This window comes from Acinetobacter sp. YH12131, assembly GCF_013418635.1.
In the GTDB taxonomy this organism is placed as follows: domain Bacteria; phylum Pseudomonadota; class Gammaproteobacteria; order Pseudomonadales; family Moraxellaceae; genus Acinetobacter; species Acinetobacter towneri.
In genome coordinates, this window is sequence record NZ_VPBQ01000022.1 from 19111 (window position 1) to 39267 (window position 20157).

The 20157-nt window shown below is 42.1% G+C and carries 20 protein-coding genes; 6 read left to right on the plus strand and 14 right to left on the minus strand.

What is annotated here, in order from left to right; translation table 11 throughout:
• Positions 1 to 181 precede the first annotated feature (181 nt).
• Positions 182 to 1351 (plus strand): thiolase family protein, encoded by a 1170-nt coding sequence (locus FTU66_RS12345; protein WP_180112885.1) that lies wholly within the window; start codon positions 182 to 184, stop codon positions 1349 to 1351.
• Positions 1352 to 1450: 99 nt separating this feature from the next.
• Here FTU66_RS12345 and pcaD read toward each other — a convergent pair whose 3' ends face one another.
• From pcaD to FTU66_RS12405, 12 genes are all read right to left on the minus strand, one after another.
• Positions 1451 to 2230, minus strand: coding sequence for a 3-oxoadipate enol-lactonase (pcaD, locus tag FTU66_RS12350; protein ID WP_096901607.1), 780 nt, complete (start codon positions 2228 to 2230; stop codon positions 1451 to 1453).
• Positions 2231 to 2301: 71 nt separating this feature from the next.
• On the minus strand, positions 2302 to 3507 hold the full coding sequence (pcaF, locus tag FTU66_RS12355) for a 3-oxoadipyl-CoA thiolase (RefSeq protein WP_070155120.1): 1206 nt from the start codon (positions 3505 to 3507) through the stop codon (positions 2302 to 2304).
• Between the two features lie 138 nt (positions 3508 to 3645).
• Positions 3646 to 4299, minus strand: coding sequence for a 3-oxoacid CoA-transferase subunit B (locus tag FTU66_RS12360; protein WP_104851987.1), 654 nt, complete (start codon positions 4297 to 4299; stop codon positions 3646 to 3648).
• Between the two features lie 22 nt (positions 4300 to 4321).
• A complete protein-coding gene (locus FTU66_RS12365) occupies positions 4322 to 5008 on the minus strand; it encodes a 3-oxoacid CoA-transferase subunit A (protein ID WP_180009200.1) in 687 nt (228 codons plus the stop codon).
• A 27-nt stretch (positions 5009 to 5035) separates the two neighbouring features.
• Positions 5036 to 6256 (minus strand): benzoate/H(+) symporter BenE, encoded by a 1221-nt coding sequence (gene benE, locus FTU66_RS12370; RefSeq protein ID WP_104851985.1) that lies wholly within the window; start codon positions 6254 to 6256, stop codon positions 5036 to 5038.
• 59 nt (positions 6257 to 6315) lie between these two features.
• On the minus strand, positions 6316 to 7101 hold the full coding sequence (gene benD, locus FTU66_RS12375) for a benzoate diol dehydrogenase BenD (RefSeq protein ID WP_180112886.1): 786 nt from the start codon (positions 7099 to 7101) through the stop codon (positions 6316 to 6318).
• A 38-nt stretch (positions 7102 to 7139) separates the two neighbouring features.
• Complete coding sequence (gene benC / locus FTU66_RS12380) at positions 7140 to 8156, minus strand: benzoate 1,2-dioxygenase electron transfer component BenC (RefSeq protein ID WP_180112887.1); 1017 nt, start codon at positions 8154 to 8156, stop codon at positions 7140 to 7142.
• Positions 8157 to 8251: 95 nt separating this feature from the next.
• On the minus strand, positions 8252 to 8743 hold the full coding sequence (gene benB, locus FTU66_RS12385; RefSeq protein WP_096901612.1) for a benzoate 1,2-dioxygenase small subunit: 492 nt from the start codon (positions 8741 to 8743) through the stop codon (positions 8252 to 8254).
• On the minus strand, positions 8740 to 10128 hold the full coding sequence (benA, locus tag FTU66_RS12390) for a benzoate 1,2-dioxygenase large subunit (RefSeq protein ID WP_180009198.1): 1389 nt from the start codon (positions 10126 to 10128) through the stop codon (positions 8740 to 8742). The genes benB and benA overlap by 4 nt, the downstream gene beginning before the upstream one ends.
• A gap of 73 nt (positions 10129 to 10201) precedes the next feature.
• Entirely contained in the window at positions 10202 to 11122 is a 921-nt protein-coding gene (catA, locus tag FTU66_RS12395) for a catechol 1,2-dioxygenase (RefSeq protein ID WP_180112888.1), read from the minus strand.
• 147 nt (positions 11123 to 11269) lie between these two features.
• Positions 11270 to 11560, minus strand: a complete 291-nt coding sequence (gene catC / locus FTU66_RS12400) for a muconolactone Delta-isomerase (protein WP_096901615.1) — start codon at positions 11558 to 11560, stop codon at positions 11270 to 11272.
• A 13-nt stretch (positions 11561 to 11573) separates the two neighbouring features.
• A complete protein-coding gene (locus FTU66_RS12405; RefSeq protein WP_004973532.1) occupies positions 11574 to 12683 on the minus strand; it encodes a muconate/chloromuconate family cycloisomerase in 1110 nt (369 codons plus the stop codon).
• A 116-nt stretch (positions 12684 to 12799) separates the two neighbouring features.
• Between FTU66_RS12405 and FTU66_RS12410 the strand changes: the two genes are divergently transcribed.
• The 3 genes from FTU66_RS12410 (at position 12800) to FTU66_RS12420 (ending at position 16835) form a co-directional block, all read left to right on the plus strand.
• Positions 12800 to 13714: a LysR family transcriptional regulator gene (locus FTU66_RS12410; RefSeq protein ID WP_096901617.1), complete on the plus strand. Its 915-nt coding sequence runs from the start codon at positions 12800 to 12802 to the stop codon at positions 13712 to 13714.
• Positions 13715 to 14003: 289 nt separating this feature from the next.
• The gene (locus FTU66_RS12415) at positions 14004 to 15377 is read left to right on the plus strand and encodes an MFS transporter (protein ID WP_163145796.1); all 1374 of its coding nucleotides are present in this window, start codon (positions 14004 to 14006) and stop codon (positions 15375 to 15377) included.
• 108 nt (positions 15378 to 15485) lie between these two features.
• Positions 15486 to 16835 carry a DcaP family trimeric outer membrane transporter gene (locus tag FTU66_RS12420; protein ID WP_225530761.1) on the plus strand — a complete coding sequence of 450 codons (1350 nt, stop codon included), beginning with the start codon at positions 15486 to 15488 and terminating at the stop codon, positions 16833 to 16835.
• A gap of 76 nt (positions 16836 to 16911) precedes the next feature.
• Here the strand turns inward: FTU66_RS12420 and FTU66_RS12425 are convergent, their stop codons facing one another.
• Positions 16912 to 18336, minus strand: a complete 1425-nt coding sequence (locus tag FTU66_RS12425; RefSeq protein WP_180112889.1) for a PLP-dependent aminotransferase family protein — start codon at positions 18334 to 18336, stop codon at positions 16912 to 16914.
• Positions 18337 to 18543: 207 nt separating this feature from the next.
• Here FTU66_RS12425 and FTU66_RS12430 point away from each other — a divergent pair, with 207 nt between their 5' ends.
• Positions 18544 to 18693, plus strand: a complete 150-nt coding sequence (locus FTU66_RS12430) for a hypothetical protein (RefSeq protein ID WP_004973540.1) — start codon at positions 18544 to 18546, stop codon at positions 18691 to 18693.
• 187 nt (positions 18694 to 18880) lie between these two features.
• Positions 18881 to 19768, plus strand: a complete 888-nt coding sequence (locus tag FTU66_RS12435) for a DMT family transporter (RefSeq protein WP_131261930.1) — start codon at positions 18881 to 18883, stop codon at positions 19766 to 19768.
• Between the two features lie 89 nt (positions 19769 to 19857).
• Here FTU66_RS12435 and FTU66_RS12440 read toward each other — a convergent pair.
• Positions 19858 to 20157: RNA-guided endonuclease TnpB family protein (locus tag FTU66_RS12440; RefSeq protein ID WP_179990854.1), on the minus strand; the 300-nt coding region annotated here is incomplete at its 5' end.

Below are 20157 nucleotides of genomic sequence, written 5' to 3' on the forward strand. Positions count from 1 at the left end.
GGCCTAAAAGTCTAAGATCAATCAAGCATAGCAATTCAGCACTTTGCGAGATTGCAATGCTCATCTTTTGATTTACATTTAACGTGAATTACTTGCTAACTCACAGGGATGTTATTTGTAATTTTAAAAAGCATGGCTTTTACGGTAATCACTTTAAAAAGACGGTAATAAGGGACTAAAAATGATTGTAATTGTAGATGCTGTACGTACCGCAATGGGCGGCTTTCAAGGTTCACTGGCAAGTTGTACAGCACCCGATTTAGGCGCGGTTGCAATTCAACACGCAGTTGCACGTGCAGGTTTAAGTGGGACTGACATTGATGAAGTAATTTTTGGTTGTGTATTGCCTGCAGGTTTGAAGCAAGGCCCTGCACGTCAGGCGATGCGTCAAGCGGGTTTACCCGATAGTACAGGTGCAACCACCATCAATAAAATTTGTGGCTCTGGCATGAAAGCTGTTATGCAGGCAGCCGATGCTATTCAGGCAGGTTCAGCGCAGATTGTGGTCGCTGGCGGTATGGAATCTATGTCGAATGCGCCGTATTTGCTAGATAAAGCACGTGCAGGTTTCCGTATGGGACACGGCAAAGTCACAGACCACATGTTTCAGGAAGGTTTAGAAGATGCTGAAACAGGCTTGTCGATGGGCGTGCTGGCGCAAGACATGGCAGACAAGAAAAACTATACCCGTGAGCAGCAGGATGAATACGCAATTCGCTCTTTAAACCGCGCGGTAGAAGCCATTCAAAACGGTTATTTTAAAAATGAAATCGTGCCTGTCACTGTTCATTCACGTAAAGGTGATGTGATTGTCGATCAGGATGAACAACCGTTAAATGCCAAAGTCGATAAAATTAGCAGTTTGCGTCCCGCATTTAAAAAAGATGGCACGATTACAGCCGCCAATGCCAGCTCTATTTCAGATGGCGCATCTGCTCTGGTGATTACATCAGATGTGGTTGCGGCAGAGCGTGGCTTAAAACCGCTTGCAAAAGTTGTGGCATACGCGACACATTCACAACATCCTTCTGAGTTTACTCTTGCTCCTGTAGGGGCGATTCAAAAAGTGCTAGATAAAGCAGGGTGGTCGGTTGCCGATGTAGATTTGTGGGAAATTAATGAAGCCTTTGCCATGGTAACCATGCTTGCGATAGATGCTTTTGATTTAGACCCTGCCAAAGTGAATATTCAGGGTGGTGCATGTGCTTTGGGGCATCCTCTAGGTTCTTCAGGTTCACGTATTATTGTGACGCTCATTCATGCATTGCAACGTATAGGCGCGAAAAAAGGCGTGGCATCTTTATGTATTGGCGGTGGTGAAGCCGCAGCGATTGCGGTGGAGTTAGTTTAAGTCCAGCTCGTCTAACTGCAGATTCATCTATAAAAAATAGAGTTCTCGAAAGAACTCTATTTTTTTAACTTTTAACTTATTAACAATAACAATGAAGTTTTATGCTTGGATAAACTGCTTCACTGCTTGGTTAAATTCATTTGGCAATTCTACGTTAGAAATGTGCGATGCATTGATTTCAAACAATTGGCTATTGGCAATACGTTCAACCATAAATTGACCATCGACAACTGTTGTCACAGGGTCTTGCTGACCTGCAACCACTAAAACAGGCACAGTGATGTCTTTAAGTTGTTCACGTACATCCGCTTTAGCCAAAGCTTCGCAACAGCTCGCATAACCTTCGGCGCTGCCAGCTGCCAAGTCGTTTTGAAGATTGTTGACCACTGTCGCGTTGCTTTGGATAAAGGGTTCAGTAAACCAGCGTGATGCTGCAGTCGAAGCAATCGGTTGTAAACCTTGTTCACGTACCAATGCGGCACGGTCATTCCAAGCCTGTTCTTGACCAATTTTTGCCGCAGTATTACACACCACCACCTGATTAAAACGTTCAGGGCGATGAATCGCTAACCATTGACCTGTTAAACCGCCCATAGAAATACCACAGAATGCCGCTTTTTCAACATTTAAGTGATCGAGTAGATTTACAACATCTTGCCCCAATTGATCAATGCTATATGGACCTTGCGGAGCTGATGATGCACCGTGACCACGTGTGTCGTAGCAAATTACAAAAAAGTCTTGCTGGAAAAAATCAATCTGTGCTTGCCACATTTTGAAGTTTGTACCCAGCGAGTTTGAAAAAATCAGTGCAGGTTTTGTAGCATCACCAAAAGTTTGGTAATTGATTTGCGCATCATTTGAGGTAAAAGTTGGCATTTTTTTTAAATCCTTAATCTTATAAATCCCCCTAAATCCCCCTTTATGAAAGGGGGGACTTTTAATGAGGATTAAACACGTTCAATAATCAAAGCAATACCTTGACCAACACCAATACACATTGAACATAAACCGTATTTACCGCCAGTTTGTTCAAGTTGGTTCAGTGCTGTAGTGACTAAACGCGCACCAGATGCACCAAGTGGGTGACCTAAAGCAATTGCACCACCGTTTGGATTGACTTTCTCTGAACCATCTTCAATGCCTAAGTCACGAGTACATGCTAATGCTTGTGCAGCAAAGGCTTCGTTCAGTTCAATCACGTCCATTTGTTCAATGGTCAAACCTGTTTGTGCCAACAATTTTTTGATTGCAGGCGCAGGACCAAAGCCCATAATACGTGGTTCAACACCAACAACAGTTGAAGCAATGATTTTGGCACGTGGTTTTAAGCCGTGTTGTGCAACCGCTTCTTCAGAAGCAATCAGTAGGGCAGCCGCACCATCGTTAATACCTGACGCGTTACCTGCAGTCACAGTACCGTCTGCTTTTACCACTGGCTTTAATTTTGCCAATGCTTCTGCTGTGGTTGATGCACGTGGATGTTCGTCTGCAGCAACAACGACAGGCTCGCCTTTACGTTGTGGAATTTCCACTGCAATAATTTCTTTGTCAAAGAAACCGCGTGCTTGTGCAGCAGCAGTACGTTGTTGGCTGGTTAGAGCAAACAAGTCTTGATCGGCACGGTTAATATTGAACTGTTCCGCTACATTTTCAGCAGTTTGCGGCATAGTTTCTACGCCGTACATTTCTTTGAGTTTCGGGTTAATGAAACGCCAGCCCATTGTGGTGTCTTCAATTTTTTGACTACGACCATAAGCAGATTCTGATTTACCCATCACAAATGGAGCGCGGCTCATTGATTCAACACCACCTGCAATAATCAGGTTTGCTTCACCTGCTTTAATTGCACGTGCGGCCATTGCAATTGCGTCTAGCGATGAACCACATAAACGGTTTACAGTGGTTGCTGGCACTTGGTACGGTAAACCTGCTAAAAGTGCAGACATACGACCCACGTTACGGTTGTCTTCACCTGCTTGGTTGGCACAGCCGTAAATCACGTCATCAACTTGTTCCCAGTTTACAGATGGATTGCGTTGCATAAGTGCTTTGATCGGTAATGCGCCTAAGTCATCAGCACGGACTGGAGCTAAACCACCTGCATAACGACCAAATGGGGTACGGATGGCATCGACGATATATGCGTTTTTCATATTTTATTTTCCAAATATCTTAATCTCTCCCAACCTCCCTTTAAAAAAGGGAGGAGATTCCCACCTAAAATTACTTGATGGAAGTCCCCCTTTGAAAAAGGGGGATTTAGGGGGATTAAAAATTATATTTAAAGACGATTAAGCCTGAGTCGCATCAATCAGCTTTGCACCAGTCAATGACTGTAATTCTTCAAAGCTCAAGCCTTCAACTTTTTCAAGAACTTTCATACCTTCAGGAGTTACGTCAATCACACATAAGTCAGTGTAAATGCGGTCTACACATTTCAAGCCAGTTGCTGGGTAAGTCAATTCAGCCACGATTTTTGGTTCACCTTTTTTGGTGACGTGATCGGTTGTGATAAAGACTTTTTTCGCACCAACGGCTAAGTCCATTGCGCCACCAACAGCAGGAATCGCATCTGGCGCACCTGTGTGCCAGTTTGCCAAGTCGCCATTTTCAGCCACTTGGAATGCACCCAATACTGCGATGTCTAAGTGACCGCCACGCATCATGGCAAAAGAGTCACCATGATGGAAGAATGAGCCGCCTGTTAGCATGGTCACGAATTCTTTACCTGCGTTGATTAACTCAGGGTCTTCTTCACCTGCAGGAGGTGGTGGACCGAAAGCCAATAAACCGTTTTCAGAGTGTAAGAATACGTCTTTGTCTGAAGGCAGGTAGTTTGAAATTTTAGTTGGTAAGCCAATGCCGAGGTTGACATAAGCACCGTCTGGAATGTCTTGTGCCACACGTTCAGCGATTTGATCACGTGTTAATTTGGTATAGCTCATGATGTTCTCCTTCACGTGACAGTTATGCAGATTGTTCAGGTTGTTTTGCGCCAACGGCAACAACGTGCTGAACGAAAATACCCGGAGTGATGATGTGTTCAGGATCTAACGCGCCTAACTCAACCACTTCAGAAACCTGTGCAATTGTCACATCGGCAGCCATCGCCATGATTGGGCCAAAGTTACGTGCAGATTTACGGTACACCAAGTTACCCCAACGGTCGCCTTGCTGTGCTTTAATTAAAGCAAAGTCTGCGCGGATTGGGTTTTCTAGTACGTAGTCTTTACCTTCATAATTTAAGATTGGTTTGCCTTCTGCAAGTAAAGTACCAAAACCTGTAGGGGTATAGATTGGACCTAGACCCATACCTGCAGCCTGAATACGGCATGCCAAGTTACCTTGCGGCACCAGTTCAAGCTCGATTTTGCCTGCGCGGTAAAGTTCATCAAATACCCAAGAGTCAGACTGACGTGGGAATGAACAGATAATTTTACGTACCGCGCCAGCTTTTAGCAGTTTCGCTAAACCGTAGTCACCATTACCTGCGTTGTTGTTTACAATAATTAAATCTTTGATGCCAAGTTCAATCAAACCATCAATGAGTTCCGCTGGCTGACCTGCGGTACCAAAACCACCAATCATGATGGTTGAACCATCTTTAATTTGCGAAAGGACTTCTGTTAAAGAAGTTTGACTTTTATCAATCATAATGTGTCCTAGACAATTGCCTGTCCATTAACTTTTGGAACTTTGAGTTGAAGGTAGGGGTGCTGCTGAGTTGTCGCGTTTGGTTAATACCCAATGTGCGATCAAACCAATACAGATGCCCCAAAATACAGAACTTAGCCCTAAAAACTGCATGCCAGAGGCAGTTGCTAAAAAGGTGATGAGGGCTGCATCACGCTGTGATTCTTTACTCATTGCAACTGAAATATTGGTGGCAATTGCACCTAAAAGTGCAAGTCCAGCCAACGCTGCAATCAGTTCTTTGGGCAATAGGCTAAATAGCATGACGATGCTACCCGCAAATAACCCACCTAAAATATAGAAAATACCGTTTGCAACACCTGCAATATATCGCTTTTCTTTCAGTTCGTGCGCATCTTTACCTAAGCATAATGCTGCAGTAATAGAGGCAAGTACAATGGTAATTCCTCCCACACACGCAACGGCAAGAGAAGCGATACTGGTCGCACTAATAATAGGCTTAGCAGGCATGTCATAACCGCTAATTTTAATAATTGCCATGCCCGGTAAAAACTGTCCAGACAAGCTGACTAAAATTAAAGGTAATGCCAAGTTTAAGGTTGAATTCCACGTCCATTCAGGAACAATAAACTGTGGAATTGCCAAACTAAAATTGGTGGTGACAGGGTTAATTTTACCGAGCATTAAGCTGAGTATAATGCCTGCAGCAAGCACCCAAATCATGGCATAACGTGGACTAAAACGCTTTGCCAATAAAAATACCGCTAGCATCCCAAATACAATGTATGGCAGGGTATCGGTTGCAGTAAATAAGCCTAAGCCAAATTGAACCAAAATACCTGCCATCATGCCTGCTGCGACTTCTTGCGGAATCCAAGACAGGAGTTTGTCAAAATAACCTGTGATTCCAATCAAAAAAATCACCACAGCAGAGGTGATGTAGGCTGCAACTGCTTCATTTAGGGTAATATCGGGAAACAGTGTGACCAGCAATGCGGTACCGGGTGCAGACCAAGCGGTGACCACAGGCACTTTGTATTTAATGGACAAAAAGATACCTGCGACAGCAGCACCAATAGAAATTCCCCAAATCCATGAAATCATCATGTCTGGGGAAACTTGGGCTTGCTGTGCCGCTTGGAAAAAGATGATCAATGGCCCTGAATAGGAGATCAGCACTGCTAAGAATCCTGCAACAGTGGCTGAAATTGACCAGTCATTTTTTAAAGTTTGGAACAGGTGACTCATTGACGATTTGCCTCCTTGCGTCAAGCAATGATCCTGTTGAAGTTGGTCATGATCTTGGCTTAGCCCTGATCACCACCACCTACAGGTACAACAGTACCTGTCATGTACGATGATTCATCAGAAGCAAGGAATAAAATCGCATTCACTTGTTCCTGAATGGTGCCGTAGCGACCCAAGAAGGTACGATCAATGGTTTGATCGACTACTTGTTGCATCCACTCTTTTTCAGATTCTGAAAGTGGGTTGGCATTACGAGGCACTTTACGTGGTGGCGCTTCTGTACCGCCAGTTGCAATGGCATTCACACGAATACCATCTTTGGCATGTTCAAAGGCGAGGGAAGCAGTTAAACCGTTTACACCACCTTTAGACGCCGAATATGGCACGCGGTTAATACCACGGGTTGCAATTGAAGATACGTTTACAATGGTACCTTTCTGGTTTTTCACCATTTCAGGCAATACTGCGCGGCAGCACCACATAGTAGGGAACAATGAACGATTCACTTCTTTGATAATTTCTTCTTCAGAAAATTCTTCAAAAGGTTTCATCCAAATTGTACCACCGACGTTGTTGATGAGCACATCAACACGACCATAGGTTTCAAGTGCTTTAGCAACCACAGATTCTGCACCTGCAAAAGTTTCAAGATTGGCTTTTACAGTAACAGCATCGCCACCAAGCTCTTCAATTTCAGCTAACACTTCTTCTACATAAGGAGAAAGGTCAGCCATGACTACTTGTGCGCCTTCGCTAGCCACTTGTAGAGCCACACCGCGACCAATGCCTTGAGCGGCACCAGTCACGATTACAACTTTGTTTTCAAATCTTTTTGAGCGATTCATTGTATTCTCCGACTATGTTTCTAGACTGTATAACAAACTTAGTTGGCAGAGAATTTTTCAAATAGGAAGCTTGTAGGTTTAACACCTTCTGCATCTAACCAGCCACGTACCGCTTCTACCATTGGCACTGGACCACATAGGTAGATGTCTACATCACCACCGTTGAGCCATTCGTTTTCGATATGGCCAGTCACGTAACCTTTACGCTCGTGTGCAGATTCTGGATTTGCCACTACAGTGCGGTACTCGAACCAAGAGAATTTTTCTTGTAGTTCGTTTAATTTTTCAATTGCAACCAAGTCAAAGTCATTGGTCACACCAAAAACTAAACGTACAGGGTGCTCAGAACCTTTTTCTTCAAGTACTTGCAGCATAGACATAAATGGTGCAATACCTGTACCACCTGCTAACATCACTACAGGGCGTGCTACATTACGTAAGTAGAAGCTACCAAATGGACCCGTAAAGGTCATTTTGTCGCCAGCTTTGGCATTTTGGCTTAAGAATTCGCTCATTTTGCCGTTTGGTACGTTACGTACAACAAAGCTCGTTAAGCGGTTGCCTGGTTTAGAGCTGAAAGAATATGAACGGGTTTCTGTTGTACCAGGAATACCCACATTCACGTATTGACCTGCAAGGAAGTGAATGTCTGGTTGACCTTCATCTAACTGAATGTCAAAAGTAATGGTAGAGTCAGATAAGTTTTCGACACGAGCCAAAGTACCTTCAAATGCATGAATTTCAGTTTTACATACATCAGAAGTTGCTTGAATTTGGAATACTGCGTCAGAAGTTGGTTTACATTGGCATGCAAGAATGTAGCCTTGTTCAGCTTCTTCTGGTGTCAATGCATCTTCAATATAAGTTTCTTCAGGCATGTCATACGAACCTGATTCACAAAACGCACGGCACGTTCCACATGCACCGTCACGGCAGTCCAAAGGAATATTGATCTTTTGACGGTAAGCTGCGTCTGACAGTGTTTCACCATCTGTAACAGAAATAAAACGTGTAACGCCATCTTCAAATTGAAGTGCAACATTGTGGTTTGACATGGCTGAATATCCTATAGAAATCTTTAAAACTAGACCTTTCAGCCAAGATTCCATCTGGCTGAAAGGTTTTTACCTTGCTGTAAATGAATACAGTCTTAGAGGTGGTAGATATCGATTACTTGGTTGATGTAATCGTTTTTCAGCACCACGTACTTGCTTAAAATTTGCGGTTTGTCGCCAGAAAAATCGATTTCATAGCGTGACATACCAAAGTAGCTGTAGTTAGTTTTGTAACGGAAACTTAAAGTGTTCCAGTTAAAACGTACAGTGACTTTATCGCCATCACGTTCAACAATTTCAATGTTGCTGATGTTGTGGCTTGTGCGTGTATCTGGCATGGTTGCAGATGAACGCTCAGTTTTGATACGGAACACACGGTCTTCTAAACCTTGACGGTCTGGATAGTAAATCAAAGAGATTTCAGACTGTGGATCTTGAGTTAAACGGTCATCGTCATCCCAAGCTGGCATCCAGAAAGAAGCAGTAGGAGCGTAGCACTGTAACCACTCATCCCATTGCTCATCATCTAAGAAGCGAGCTTCTTGATAAAGGAATTGAGCAATATTTTCTAAAGTAATCGCGCTCATGCGTTTTCTCCTTCAGTAGATGCAGCAATTTCTTTTTCAGTCGCAATACCTTTTTTGATTAGATCTAACCAATGTTGGTGCTGTGAAAGATATAAACCTTCGTCTTCAGTTTTAATACCTGAAAGTTTTGGTTTTAAACCGATTTCGTTTGCAGCATCGTCTGGACCTTGGATCCAATGCTTAGAACCACGGCACATATCGTTCCACTCAAGTGCGATACCTGCGTAGCCAACTTGACATGCACGGAATTCTTCAAGATCGTCTGGTGTAGCCATACCTGATGCGTTAAAGAAGTCTTCGTACTGACGAATACGGCGTGCGCGTGCTTCTGGCTCTTCACCTACAGGTGCGATACAGTAAATCGTCACTTCAGTCTTATCGACAGAAAGAGGACGTAACACACGAATTTGTGAACCGAACTGATCCATGAAGTACACGTTTGGATAGATACACAAGTTACGTGAACGCTCGATCATCCATTTCGCCATTGCTTCACCGAATTGCTCGGTGTATTCATCTTTCTTGGCAAAGTTAGGACGGTCTTCTGGGTTAGCCCATTGAGTCCAAAGTAGCATGTGACCATTTTTAAAGCCGTAAGAACCACCGCCTTGTTTGCCCCATGAACCTGCGCTCATTGCACGGATGTTATCGCCAGCTTCTTTTTCTTTACGTTGCTGAGTTGTTGCAGCGTAGTTCCAGTGTACTGCAGACACGTGGTAACCATCGGCACCGTTTTCAGCAGTTAACTTCCAGTTACCTTCATAGGTGTAAGTCGAAGAACCACGTAAAACTTCAAGACCTTGTTGAGATTGACCCACAATCATGTCAATGATTTTAGTCGCTTCGCCTAGGTATTCTTCTAAAGAAGGAACATCTGGGTTTAAGCTACCAAACAAGAAACCTTTATAGCTTTCAAAGCGGGCAACTTTTTTCAAGTCGTGTGAACCGTCTTTGTTAAAGCAATCTGAATAACCTGCATCTGCTGGGTCTTTAACTTTTAACAACTTACCAGAGTTGTTGAAAGTCCAACCGTGGAATGGGCAAGTATAAGTTGCTTTGTTACCACGCTTGTAACGACATAATTGTGCACCACGGTGTGAACACGAGTTGATCATGGCATTCAATTCGCCATTGCGGTTACGCGCAATGATGATTGGCTGACGACCAATGTAAGTGGTGTAGTAGTCATTGTTGTTTGGAATTTGGCTTTCATGTGCCAAATAAACCCAGTTGCCTTCAAAAATGTATTTCATTTCTAGGTCAAACAGGGCTTGGTCTGTGAATACTGAACGGTGTAATTTAAATTCACCAGATTCAAAATCATCAACCAATAATTCGTCAATACGGTCTAAGTGGCTAGTATTGATAACAGGAATACGAGGCATGTCCTTTCTCCGACTTTCCAAGGAGGGCAGTCATCGGGATGGGGCAACGACCACATCCCGATTCCATTTCAAATTATGCGCTTGCGCGGCGACGTTCAACTTCAGTAGAAGGAACGCCAGCTTGATCTTTCTGAAGAACAATGTTGAACTGGATGTGTTTGAAAGGACCTTTCAGACCACGTTTTGCAATTTCAGCTTCATCAGTCACGTCAACCGCAGTTGCCACCAGACCTTCACGAGTCGCGAATGCAAAGTCATCCCACAGGTATTGGTCGCCTTCAATATTGAATTGAGTAGTCAGCTTGCGGTAACCCGGTGCAGATACGAAGTAATGTACGTGCGATGGACGGTTACCGTGACGGCCTAGCTTGTCCAGTACAAACTGAGTTGTACCTTCTGGAGGGCAGCCATAACCCACTGGCATTGTCGTCAATGCAGTATATTGACCATCGGCAGCGGTAATGATGCTGCGACGCAGGTTAAAGTCAGACTGTGACTTGTCAAAGAATGAGTAGTTGCCCAGGCTGTTGGCATGCCAGATTTCAACTTTAGCACCTTCAACACGGTTGCCGTCAGTATCAGTCACTGTACCTTCAATGATCAGCGTCGGGATTTTGCCTTCTTCAGAACCATCGTCCATACGAGCAAAACCAGTAGATTCAGGCGCACCAGCAACATACAATGGACCTTCAATTGTACGTGGCGTACCGCCAGTAATGCCTGCTTTAGCATCCGCTTCATCAGCACGTAAGTCTAGGTAGTGTTCCAGACCCAAACCTGCAGCCAATAAACCTAATTCGTTCGCTTGACCGGCATCAGTAAAGTATTCCAGACCTTTCCACAGTTCTGACTGAGAAATATCAAGATCTTCGATCGCTTGGAAAAGGTCACCCAATAAACGCACAACAACTTGTTGTACACGTTCATCTACAGGGCCTGTCGCTGTATCAACGTTCATTTGCTTAACTAATGCATCAATTTCTTGGCGATTCATTTTCATTCTCCTTGGAGGTGTGCTTTGGTGGCGAATATCTCTGGACTAAAAACGAGATAATTGGCTGCCACTTTCCTTGTTTACTTGGTTTGCTAAATGTTTACTTTGGTGCTGGAGTAAGGTGCTTACTCCAGTTTCCGAATTAAATCAGGTGTCATCTTCACGAATTGATGAAGGGTGGCGGTTCAATGCCATCACTTCAATATTCATGTAAGGGTAGAGCGGAAGACCTTGCAGAATGTTGTGCAGTTCTTCATTGCTCTCAACATCAAAAATACTGATGTTTGAATACTGGCCAGTAATACGCCAAATATGACGCCATTTACCTTGACGCTGTAATTCCTGCGAATATGCTTTTTCAACGGCTTTAATTTCGTTAGCAGTTTCTGCTGGCATATCCAATGGAATGTTTACATCCATACGTACGTGGAAAAGCATGGGTTTCTCCTAATTACTGACGACGCAAGTTGTCAATTTTGTCTTCATCCAACTCAATACCTAAACCTGCACCTGTTGGAAGGTGTAATTCAAAGTCTTGGTACTGAAGTGGAGTTTTTAAAATTTCTTCGGTCAGCAATAACGGACCAAATAATTCTGTGCCATAAGCTAAATTCTGGAAGGTCGAGAACACATGCGCAGATGCAATCGTGCCGACAGGGCCTTCAAGCATTGTGCCGCCATATAGGTCGATGCCTGCCAACTGTGCAATTGTTGCAACTTCACAACCTTCGATTAGACCCGCAGATTGGGCAACTTTAACTGCAAATACAGATGCAGCATTACGTTTTGCCAATTGATAAGCGCTTTGTGGGCCCATCAATGATTCATCTGCCATGATGGCAATATCAAATTTACGTGTTAAACGCTCCATGGCATCAATGTTGTCAATTGCACATGGTTGTTCAATTAAATCGACACCACCATCTTGTAAAAGCTGGATGCCTTTAATTGCTTCAAGTTCTGACCAAGCACGGTTTACGTCTACACGAATAGAAACGTCTTTACCCAATGCTTGTTTGATTGCCAATACGTGTTCTACATCTTGCTCTACTGGGCGTGAACCGATTTTGAGCTTGAATGTGTTGTGGCGTTTAGCCGCAATCATTTTTTGTGCTTCAGCGATGTCTTTTTCTGTATCGCCAGATGCAAGTACCCATAACACAGGAACCGAGTTGCGTAGGCGACCACCTAAAATTTCACTTAAAGGTTGGTTTAAGCGCTGCGCTTGAATATCTAATAAAGCAGTTTGAATGGCACATTTCGCGAAACGGTTGCCATTGATATTCTTTTTAATGACCTGTAAAGTTTGCGCAACATTCAAGCCAGCTAAAGTTTTTAGCAATGATGCGAAATATGTTTCGATATTGGTTTTTACGCTTTCTGGGCTTTCTTCACCATAGCCCAAGCCGCCAATCGTGGTTGCTTCGCCCCAGCCAACAAAACCATCTTCAGTGGTGATTTTGACTAATACAAGGGTTTGGGTTTGCATGGTTGCAACCGCCATCTTGTGTGGACGGATGGTTGGTATTTCCACCAGCAAAGTTTCTACTGACTTATACATGGTTTGCCCTTCATATCATTGCTTTATTACAGTTATGTGATATACCTTAAAAGAATAAATTGCATTGGTCGAAGATCAAATATGCATTTTTTTATACTTAAAAGGTATTTTGAGCTATGGAACTCAGACATTTACGTTATTTTGTTGCTGTTGTAGAAGAGCAAAGTTTCACCAAGGCAGCAGAAAAACTCTTTATTGCTCAACCACCTTTGAGCAGACAGATCCAAAATTTAGAACAAGAGCTTGGAATTCAACTATTTGAGCGTGGAAGTAGACCGCTTAAGACCACCGAAGCAGGCCAATTCTTTTACCAACATGCCGTTAAACTTTTGTCTAATGCGGAAGAAATCAAGTCGATGACAAAACGTGTCGGTATTGCTGGTCGTACTGTGACTATTGGCTTCGTTGGTTCTTTATTGTTCGGATTATTGTCAAGAATTGTGTATTTGTTTAAGCAGCAGCATCCGCATTTAAAAATAGAAATGGTGGAAATGACCACCAATGACCAAATTCAGGCACTTAAAGAAGGGCGTATAGATGTTGGATTTGGACGCTTAAGAATTTCTGATCCTGCAGTTAAACGTATCTTATTACGTGAAGAACGCTTGATGGTTGCAGTACATTCGAGCCACCCATTTGCGGCACAAAAAGAAGGTGTATATTTGGCGGATGTTGTTGATCAACAACTATTTTTATATCCAAATCACAACAAGCCAAACTTCTCTACCCAAATTCGTGGCGTGTTTTCTGAGTATGGTTTAGAACCTCGCAAAATTCGTGAAGTGCGTGAATTACAATTGGCGTTGGGTTTTGTTGCTGCAGGTGAGGGCTTGTGTATCGTGCCAGAAAGCGCACAAAATATTCATTTGGCACATTTGCACTTTATACCTTTATTAGATGACTCGGCTGTAAGTCCTGTGTTTATGGCAATTCGTAATATGGATGAAAGTGAAGACATTCGATCTTTGTTTGACTGCATTTATCAAGTTTATGATTTGGAAGCATTTACTTATGATCGCAATGTATTCTAGTAAAGCCATATAAAACAAATATTTATAACTATATTTTTTATATAAAAGCACAGATATTTTTAACAAAATACTGTTATGTGAATTGCCTGAAAAAACTTTTTTAAGCATCACATTACAGTATTTTTTTCGCCTTGTTATTTTTATCTGTTTTAAAATCAATATCTTATAAAACTATAGACTTTTTAGGTATGTATCCATGCCTATTCAGTTTTGGACAAATTTTAACTTATTATTCATTGTGTGCATCTGAGTTGGAGTAACGGACTTCACAATTAGGAGGTGAAGCAAGATGCAAAGCAATAAAATTAATATTAATACCTTGATTGACGAGGCCAAGTTCACGCCATTCCATTGGGGCGTATTGTTTTGGTGTTTGATGATCATTATTTTTGACGGTTACGATTTGGTCATTTATGGGGTTGCATTACCATTACTTATGCAAGAGTGGGCGCTCAGTGCGGTACAAGCAGGTTTACTGGCCAGTACGGCATTGTTTGGCATGATGTTTGGTGCCATGACCTTCGGTACGTTATCGGACAAGTTGGGTCGTAAAAAAACCATTATGATCTGTGTGGCTATTTTTAGTGGCTTTACCTTCTTTGGCGCATTTGCGACTAACCCTGTTGAATTTGGTATTTTACGTTTCCTTGCAGGCTTAGGTATTGGCGGTGTAATGCCAAACGTAGTGGCATTAATGACTGAATATGCGCCAAAGCGTATTCGTAGTACTTTAGTTGCACTTATGTTCAGTGGTTATGCGATTGGTGGTATGACATCAGCATTGTTGGGTGCATGGTTAGTGCCAGAGTTTGGTTGGAAAATCATGTTTTACATCGCAATTATTCCATTGGTGGCTTTACCATTAATTTGGAAATTCTTGCCTGAGTCACTCATGTATTTGACCAACAAGAAAGAAATTGAGCAAACTCGCAGCATTGTGCAAAAAATTTCACCAAGCCAACAATTAAATGGTGACACTGAGTTTGTACTGAATGAAGTGACTAAAGGCGATGAAGCACCTGTAAAAGCATTGTTCCAGCAAGGCCGTATGTTCAGTACGTTCATGTTCTGGATCGCATTCTTCATGTGCTTGTTAATGGTTTATGCTTTGGGCAGCTGGTTACCAAAATTGATGATCCAAGCAGGTTACTCACTTGGTGCAAGTATGATCTTCTTATTCGCCTTGAACATTGGTGGGATGATTGGCGCGATTGGTGGTGGTGCGCTGGCTGACCGTTTCCATATCAAAAAAGTACTGACCATTATGTTTATCTGTGGTGCAGCAGCGTTAATTCTACTTGGTTTCAACAGCCCGCAAATCGTGTTGTATACCTTAATTGCAGTTGCAGGTGCAGCGACAATTGGTTCACAAATCTTGCTTTATACTTTCGTCGCACAATATTACCCATCTACTGTACGTTCTACAGGTATGGGCTGGGCGTCAGGTATTGGTCGCATCGGTGCAATCGTTGGGCCAGTACTCACAGGTGCACTATTAACCATGAATTTACCGCACCAAATGAACTTCTTTGCTATTGCGATTCCAGGTGTAATTGCTGCCTTAGCAATCTTCATGGTGAATTTAAAAACGTCTGTAGAAGCTAAAGCCGCTGCGGAGCCTGCTGTAGAAAGCAATCCAGTCGCACAAAAAGCAACCCAATAATTTCTTTACCTTTCCATTAATCTACAGTCATCAATGATATAGATCGCCATCGTAAGCGATGGTGATCTGTTGCTAGAATTTGATGGCACAATAACAAGCGAGTTTAGGATGAACGCGAAAACATTAACCCAATCTTTTAATTTTCAATCTACAACGGTTCGACCAACAATGCAGCGCACGCTCATGATGAGCATGATTGCATTGAGTATGGGTGGTATGAGTGTTGCAGCTCAGGCGCAGACCCAACAGCAAACGGAAATTGAGCAACTAAGACAGGAAGTTCAAGCTTTACGTGGTCTGATAGAACAGCAAAAAGTACAAAATGCGCAAACAGCAAGTGCAATTGCCAATGTACAACGCAGTTCAGCAAGCCCGAGTCCAATTCTGAAAACAGCCAAAGGTGCTGAGTTCAACTTATATGGTAATGTGCGTTTAGATGCGTCTTATCAGGTTGAGGGCAGTAGCCGAGATTTGCCATATAACCACATTAATGCAGTGGCGTTAGAAGGCAATAATGAAAGTAGTGATCGTTTAAGATCAACGCTTTCTGCTACACGTTTAGGTTTGGATTTTAAAAGCCCGGTGGGCGATCGAGACGTAAAAGGTAAAATTGAAGTCGATTTCTTGGGCGGTTCAAATTTTGATAATTTACGTATTCGTCATGCTTACTTAAATTATGGCAACTGGTTAATTGGTCAAACTTGGTCAAACTTTGCCATTCCAGACTATATGCCAGAAACCATTGATGCTTTGGCATTTGTAGGTGGTGCAGTAAAACGTACACCTCAGGTACGTCATACTACAAAATTTAGTCCACAAACTAATTTGGTGGTGGCTGCTGAAGACCCTAAAGATGCCACAATTAGCCAGCGTTTACCTGCATTAACAGCACGTTTAAATCATCAATTTGCAGATAATTTAAATGTTAGTGTTCGTGCTATGGGCCATGAAAAACGTGTTAATTCTGAAGAAGAAATGGCATGGGGTGTGGGCGTAGGTGTAAAATATGAAGTTGTCCCTGGCACAACCCTTAAAGCAGATTATTACCATGTTAAAGGTGATAGCAGCTTTGTGTCATTTACCAACAGAGGCGTAGTTGCTCAAGCAAATGGTGATCTTATTCAAAGTGAATTTGATTCAATTATGGTGGGTATAACTCAAAAATTCAGCGATAAAATACACGGCACACTTGGCTATGGTTATATGAGTTTTGATGAAAATCAAAGTTATACTAATATTTTGAAAAACTCTTTTCCAAAAGATTCAACGCAATCTGATGCGACTCGTGCTAACAAAGAATTATGGCAAGGCTGGGCAAATATTTTCTATAGCCCGCGTAAACCATTAAGCTTTGGTCTAGAGTATGTCTATGGTGAACGTACTGCTTTAGAAGCTGTTAATGGTAGTAAAACAGGTGAAGATAACCGAATCAATGCAGTCGCAATTTATAACTTCTAAAATAGCCCTGTAAATCACAAAAGAGCTGAGCCAAAACTCAGCTCTTTTTTATTGTCGGGTGATCGGCTCTGTAATTTTAGGCATGAGTATATTGGGTGATGTGTTGCTGTATTACCGCAGACAAAACATCCAGTGCAGTCGCAATATCACTGTTCCAAGCAAAAGAGCAGTTTAAACGGATAAAGTTCTGGCTGACCTGTTCAGAACGGAATAACTGACTTGGCGCAATGCCAATCTTGTTTTGAATCAATAGCTGATAAATCGTATAGCCATCTATATATGCAGGCAGTTCAATCCATAAAAAGTATCCACTAGAATAGTAGTGAATTTTGCAGGTTGGGTTTAAGCGTTGTTTCAACTGCTGATAAAACACTTTTTTGTGTTTTTCTAATTGCTTGCGTAATTGACGCAAATGATTTTCATAATGATGATGTGACAGAAAATCCACCAAAGTGTTTTGCAGTAAGGGACTTGCAGAAACCGTGCTCATGAGTTGCAAATGCTGAATAGCATTGGAAAATTGTCCTGCATAAACCCAACCAACCCGCACAGCAGAACCCAAAGTTTTAGAAAAAGAAGCGCAGTGCAGTACCCGTTGTTGTCGGTCAAAATACTTCATGGGTAGCGGTTTTTGCGTTCCGTAATACAATTCTTGATAGACATCATCTTCAATTAAATACACTTGATATTCTTCAAGCAAACTCGCAATACGTTGCTTAATTTCATCTCTGACACTAAAGCCAATAGGGTTATGAATATTCAACATCAACCAGCAGACTTTAATTGGGTATTGTTTTAAGGCTTGTTCAAATGAGTCTAAATCGAAACCTGAAACAGGGTGTTCTGGAATGGTAATCACCTGTAAACCAAGACGTTCAGCCGCTTGCCATGCACCATAAAAAATAGTTTCTTGTAATAGAATAAAATCTCCAGGTTTGGTCAAAGCTTGTAATGACAAATTGAGCGCATCTAATGCGCCAGATGTAATGACAATGTCATTTGCATGGGTGGGTATGCCTTGTAAACAGTAGCGATTTGCAATTATGGTTCTTAATTCATAATTGCCCGGTGGCATGTGGTCGTGGCTAAAATAACTGCTTTTTCGCTTGGCGTGCTGCGCTAAAATTTGCATTAACTTTGGGTTAAACAGTAATTCTGCATTGGGAAAGGCAGAGCCTAAAGGACTGACATCTGCAGACTGAATTGATTTTAAATAGCCAAAGACCAAAGAGTTCATTTGAATATGTGCATTTAAACTCAAACTGCTTGGTACAGGTCGTTCAGTTTGATTGAGACGTTCTGCGACATAAAACCCCGACTTTTGTTTAGCGTAAACCAATCCCTGAGCTTCAAGTTCTTGATAAGCGTTTAGCACGGTCATTAAGCTATAACCACTGATTTGTGATTGTTCTCTTAACGAAGGTAACTTGCTATGTGCTTTCCATGCACCATTTTCAATGAGTTGCCGAATGTTCAACGCCAATTGTTCAGATTTATACATGGTATGACTCAAGCATTTTTTGCAGCTGTTACTTATTTTGATCTATTTTTAGGTTTAAAACATTAAATAATTTCTTTTTTTATAACAGATTGGCATGTATCTAAAATCAACTGTTATAGTTTTTAATGAATATTTTGTATCTACAGCAATGCTTTAGAATTTTACATAATCTGTATATCCCCATAATCTGGCTAGATTGGAGTCGATATGCAAGAAGATAACTCACGCAAACCACAGAAATATGCCGATAGCAGTATTTCAGACAAAGCATTTAAGCACATGATTATTTGGTTTACCGTGTATGTAGCTTTATTTTGTATCGGCGTGGCTGTTGTGGTGAATTTAGATAAGTTCTAAACAGTTTTTGAATAACAGCACACCTATAATCGCTTCAAGATATGAAAAACATTCATTTGAATTTTAATGAATGTTTTTTTTGTTTATAAAAGAGATCGTAAGCGCATAACTCAAAAGCAATAAAGATCGCAAAAATAACGGAATAGGCGTAAATTATAACTTTATCAGTAAAGCATTTGTGGTTGCAATGATTTCGAGTTGGGTGCTCTTTACCTTAATGGCTGCATTTATGCAGGCATGGCGCAATGCCTTTCAAAAACAACTCAGCACAAGTGTAGATGTTTATGGCGTGACTTTGGCACGTTTTATTTTTGCCTTGCCTTTTGCATTGGCGTATTTAAGCATTTTACAATGGCAGCAGCCTGTTCAAGCCAAACTACATTTTAGTTCGGTGTTTTGGCTGTATATCATTATTGCAGCAGTGTGTCAGATTTTAGCCACGGCTTTAATGGTAAAACTGTTTCAACAGAAAAATTATGCGGTGGGTGTCGGACTTGCCAAAAGTGAAGCAGTTTTAGCCGCAATTGTAGGCGTGATTTTCTTACAAGAACATTTAAGTGCATTGGCTTGGTTCGGCGTTGCGATAGGCGGTATTGCGGTATTTCTACTCAGTAAAGGCAATCAACGCAGTGATTTTTCATTCACGACTTTAGCCATTGGAATCGGTAGTGGACTCAGCTTTGCGGTGACTTCTTTATTGGTGCGTGAAGCCAGTCTAGAGCTGGATTTCTTACCGTTTATTCACCGTGCTGCATGGGTTTTGGTGTGGGTCATTGGCTTACAATGTTTTATCTTATTGGCTTTTTTAGGTATATTTAAACGACATACCTTATATGCCATGTGGCAGCGGGTTGGATTAACTTTTAAAGTGAGCGTCTGCAGTTTTTTAGCATCACTGGGCTGGTTTAATGCCATGAGTATGCAAACTGTGGCGATTGTGAAAACACTCGGACAAATTGAAATATTATTCAGCTTACTTATTTCAGCGTATTTCTTTAAAGAAAAACTTGCCCGTACCGATCATTGGGGATTGGGATTGGTCGTGCTTGCAGCAATGTTGGTCATTTGGGCATAGTGTTATATTTCACAGCTATGTAGTTTCAAACTTATGTCAAATCCATTGACTTCATTTGAGCATCTCAGAAATTTGACATCCTCCCCGACCTAAAGGACGGAGATTCCTACTGCTAGACGCTCATGCCCGAGCGCAAGAATATTCAGTGCGGAATTTACATCCCGATCATGGAGCGTACCGCACTCCACACACTGCCATTCTCTTATTCCAAGTCCTGCTCTACCTTCCGGACTACTGGAGCGTGAGCCACAGCACGAACAAATTTGGGTGGTATAGGCTTCATTGACTTCTTCATAACATACCCCTGCGTTCTCGCATTTATACTTGAGCATGGTTCTTAGTGTTGTCCAACTGGCATCTAGCACTGATTTAGCCAATCTGGTTTGTGC

What these genes read in the sequence shown, in the direction of transcription:
- benD (WP_180112886.1), bottom strand. Translation starts at nt 7,101, where the DNA reads ATGAATCGCTCAAAAAGATTTGAAAACAAAGTTGTAATCGTGACTGGT.
- FTU66_RS12420 (WP_225530761.1), top strand. Translation starts at nt 15,486, where the DNA reads ATGAACGCGAAAACATTAACCCAATCTTTTAATTTTCAATCTACAACG.
- pcaD (WP_096901607.1), bottom strand. Translation starts at nt 2,230, where the DNA reads ATGCCAACTTTTACCTCAAATGATGCGCAAATCAATTACCAAACTTTT.
- catC (WP_096901615.1), bottom strand. Translation starts at nt 11,560, where the DNA reads ATGCTTTTCCACGTACGTATGGATGTAAACATTCCATTGGATATGCCA.
- FTU66_RS12435 (WP_131261930.1), top strand. Translation starts at nt 18,881, where the DNA reads ATGATTTCGAGTTGGGTGCTCTTTACCTTAATGGCTGCATTTATGCAG.
- FTU66_RS12430 (WP_004973540.1), top strand. Translation starts at nt 18,544, where the DNA reads ATGCAAGAAGATAACTCACGCAAACCACAGAAATATGCCGATAGCAGT.
- catA (WP_180112888.1), bottom strand. Translation starts at nt 11,122, where the DNA reads ATGAATCGCCAAGAAATTGATGCATTAGTTAAGCAAATGAACGTTGAT.
- FTU66_RS12405 (WP_004973532.1), bottom strand. Translation starts at nt 12,683, where the DNA reads ATGTATAAGTCAGTAGAAACTTTGCTGGTGGAAATACCAACCATCCGT.
- benC (WP_180112887.1), bottom strand. Translation starts at nt 8,156, where the DNA reads ATGTCAAACCACAATGTTGCACTTCAATTTGAAGATGGCGTTACACGT.
- FTU66_RS12415 (WP_163145796.1), top strand. Translation starts at nt 14,004, where the DNA reads ATGCAAAGCAATAAAATTAATATTAATACCTTGATTGACGAGGCCAAG.
- FTU66_RS12360 (WP_104851987.1), bottom strand. Translation starts at nt 4,299, where the DNA reads ATGAGCTATACCAAATTAACACGTGATCAAATCGCTGAACGTGTGGCA.
- pcaF (WP_070155120.1), bottom strand. Translation starts at nt 3,507, where the DNA reads ATGAAAAACGCATATATCGTCGATGCCATCCGTACCCCATTTGGTCGT.
- FTU66_RS12365 (WP_180009200.1), bottom strand. Translation starts at nt 5,008, where the DNA reads ATGATTGATAAAAGTCAAACTTCTTTAACAGAAGTCCTTTCGCAAATT.
- FTU66_RS12410 (WP_096901617.1), top strand. Translation starts at nt 12,800, where the DNA reads ATGGAACTCAGACATTTACGTTATTTTGTTGCTGTTGTAGAAGAGCAA.
- FTU66_RS12345 (WP_180112885.1), top strand. Translation starts at nt 182, where the DNA reads ATGATTGTAATTGTAGATGCTGTACGTACCGCAATGGGCGGCTTTCAA.
- FTU66_RS12425 (WP_180112889.1), bottom strand. Translation starts at nt 18,336, where the DNA reads ATGTATAAATCTGAACAATTGGCGTTGAACATTCGGCAACTCATTGAA.
- benB (WP_096901612.1), bottom strand. Translation starts at nt 8,743, where the DNA reads ATGAGCGCGATTACTTTAGAAAATATTGCTCAATTCCTTTATCAAGAA.
- benA (WP_180009198.1), bottom strand. Translation starts at nt 10,128, where the DNA reads ATGCCTCGTATTCCTGTTATCAATACTAGCCACTTAGACCGTATTGAC.
- benE (WP_104851985.1), bottom strand. Translation starts at nt 6,256, where the DNA reads ATGAGTCACCTGTTCCAAACTTTAAAAAATGACTGGTCAATTTCAGCC.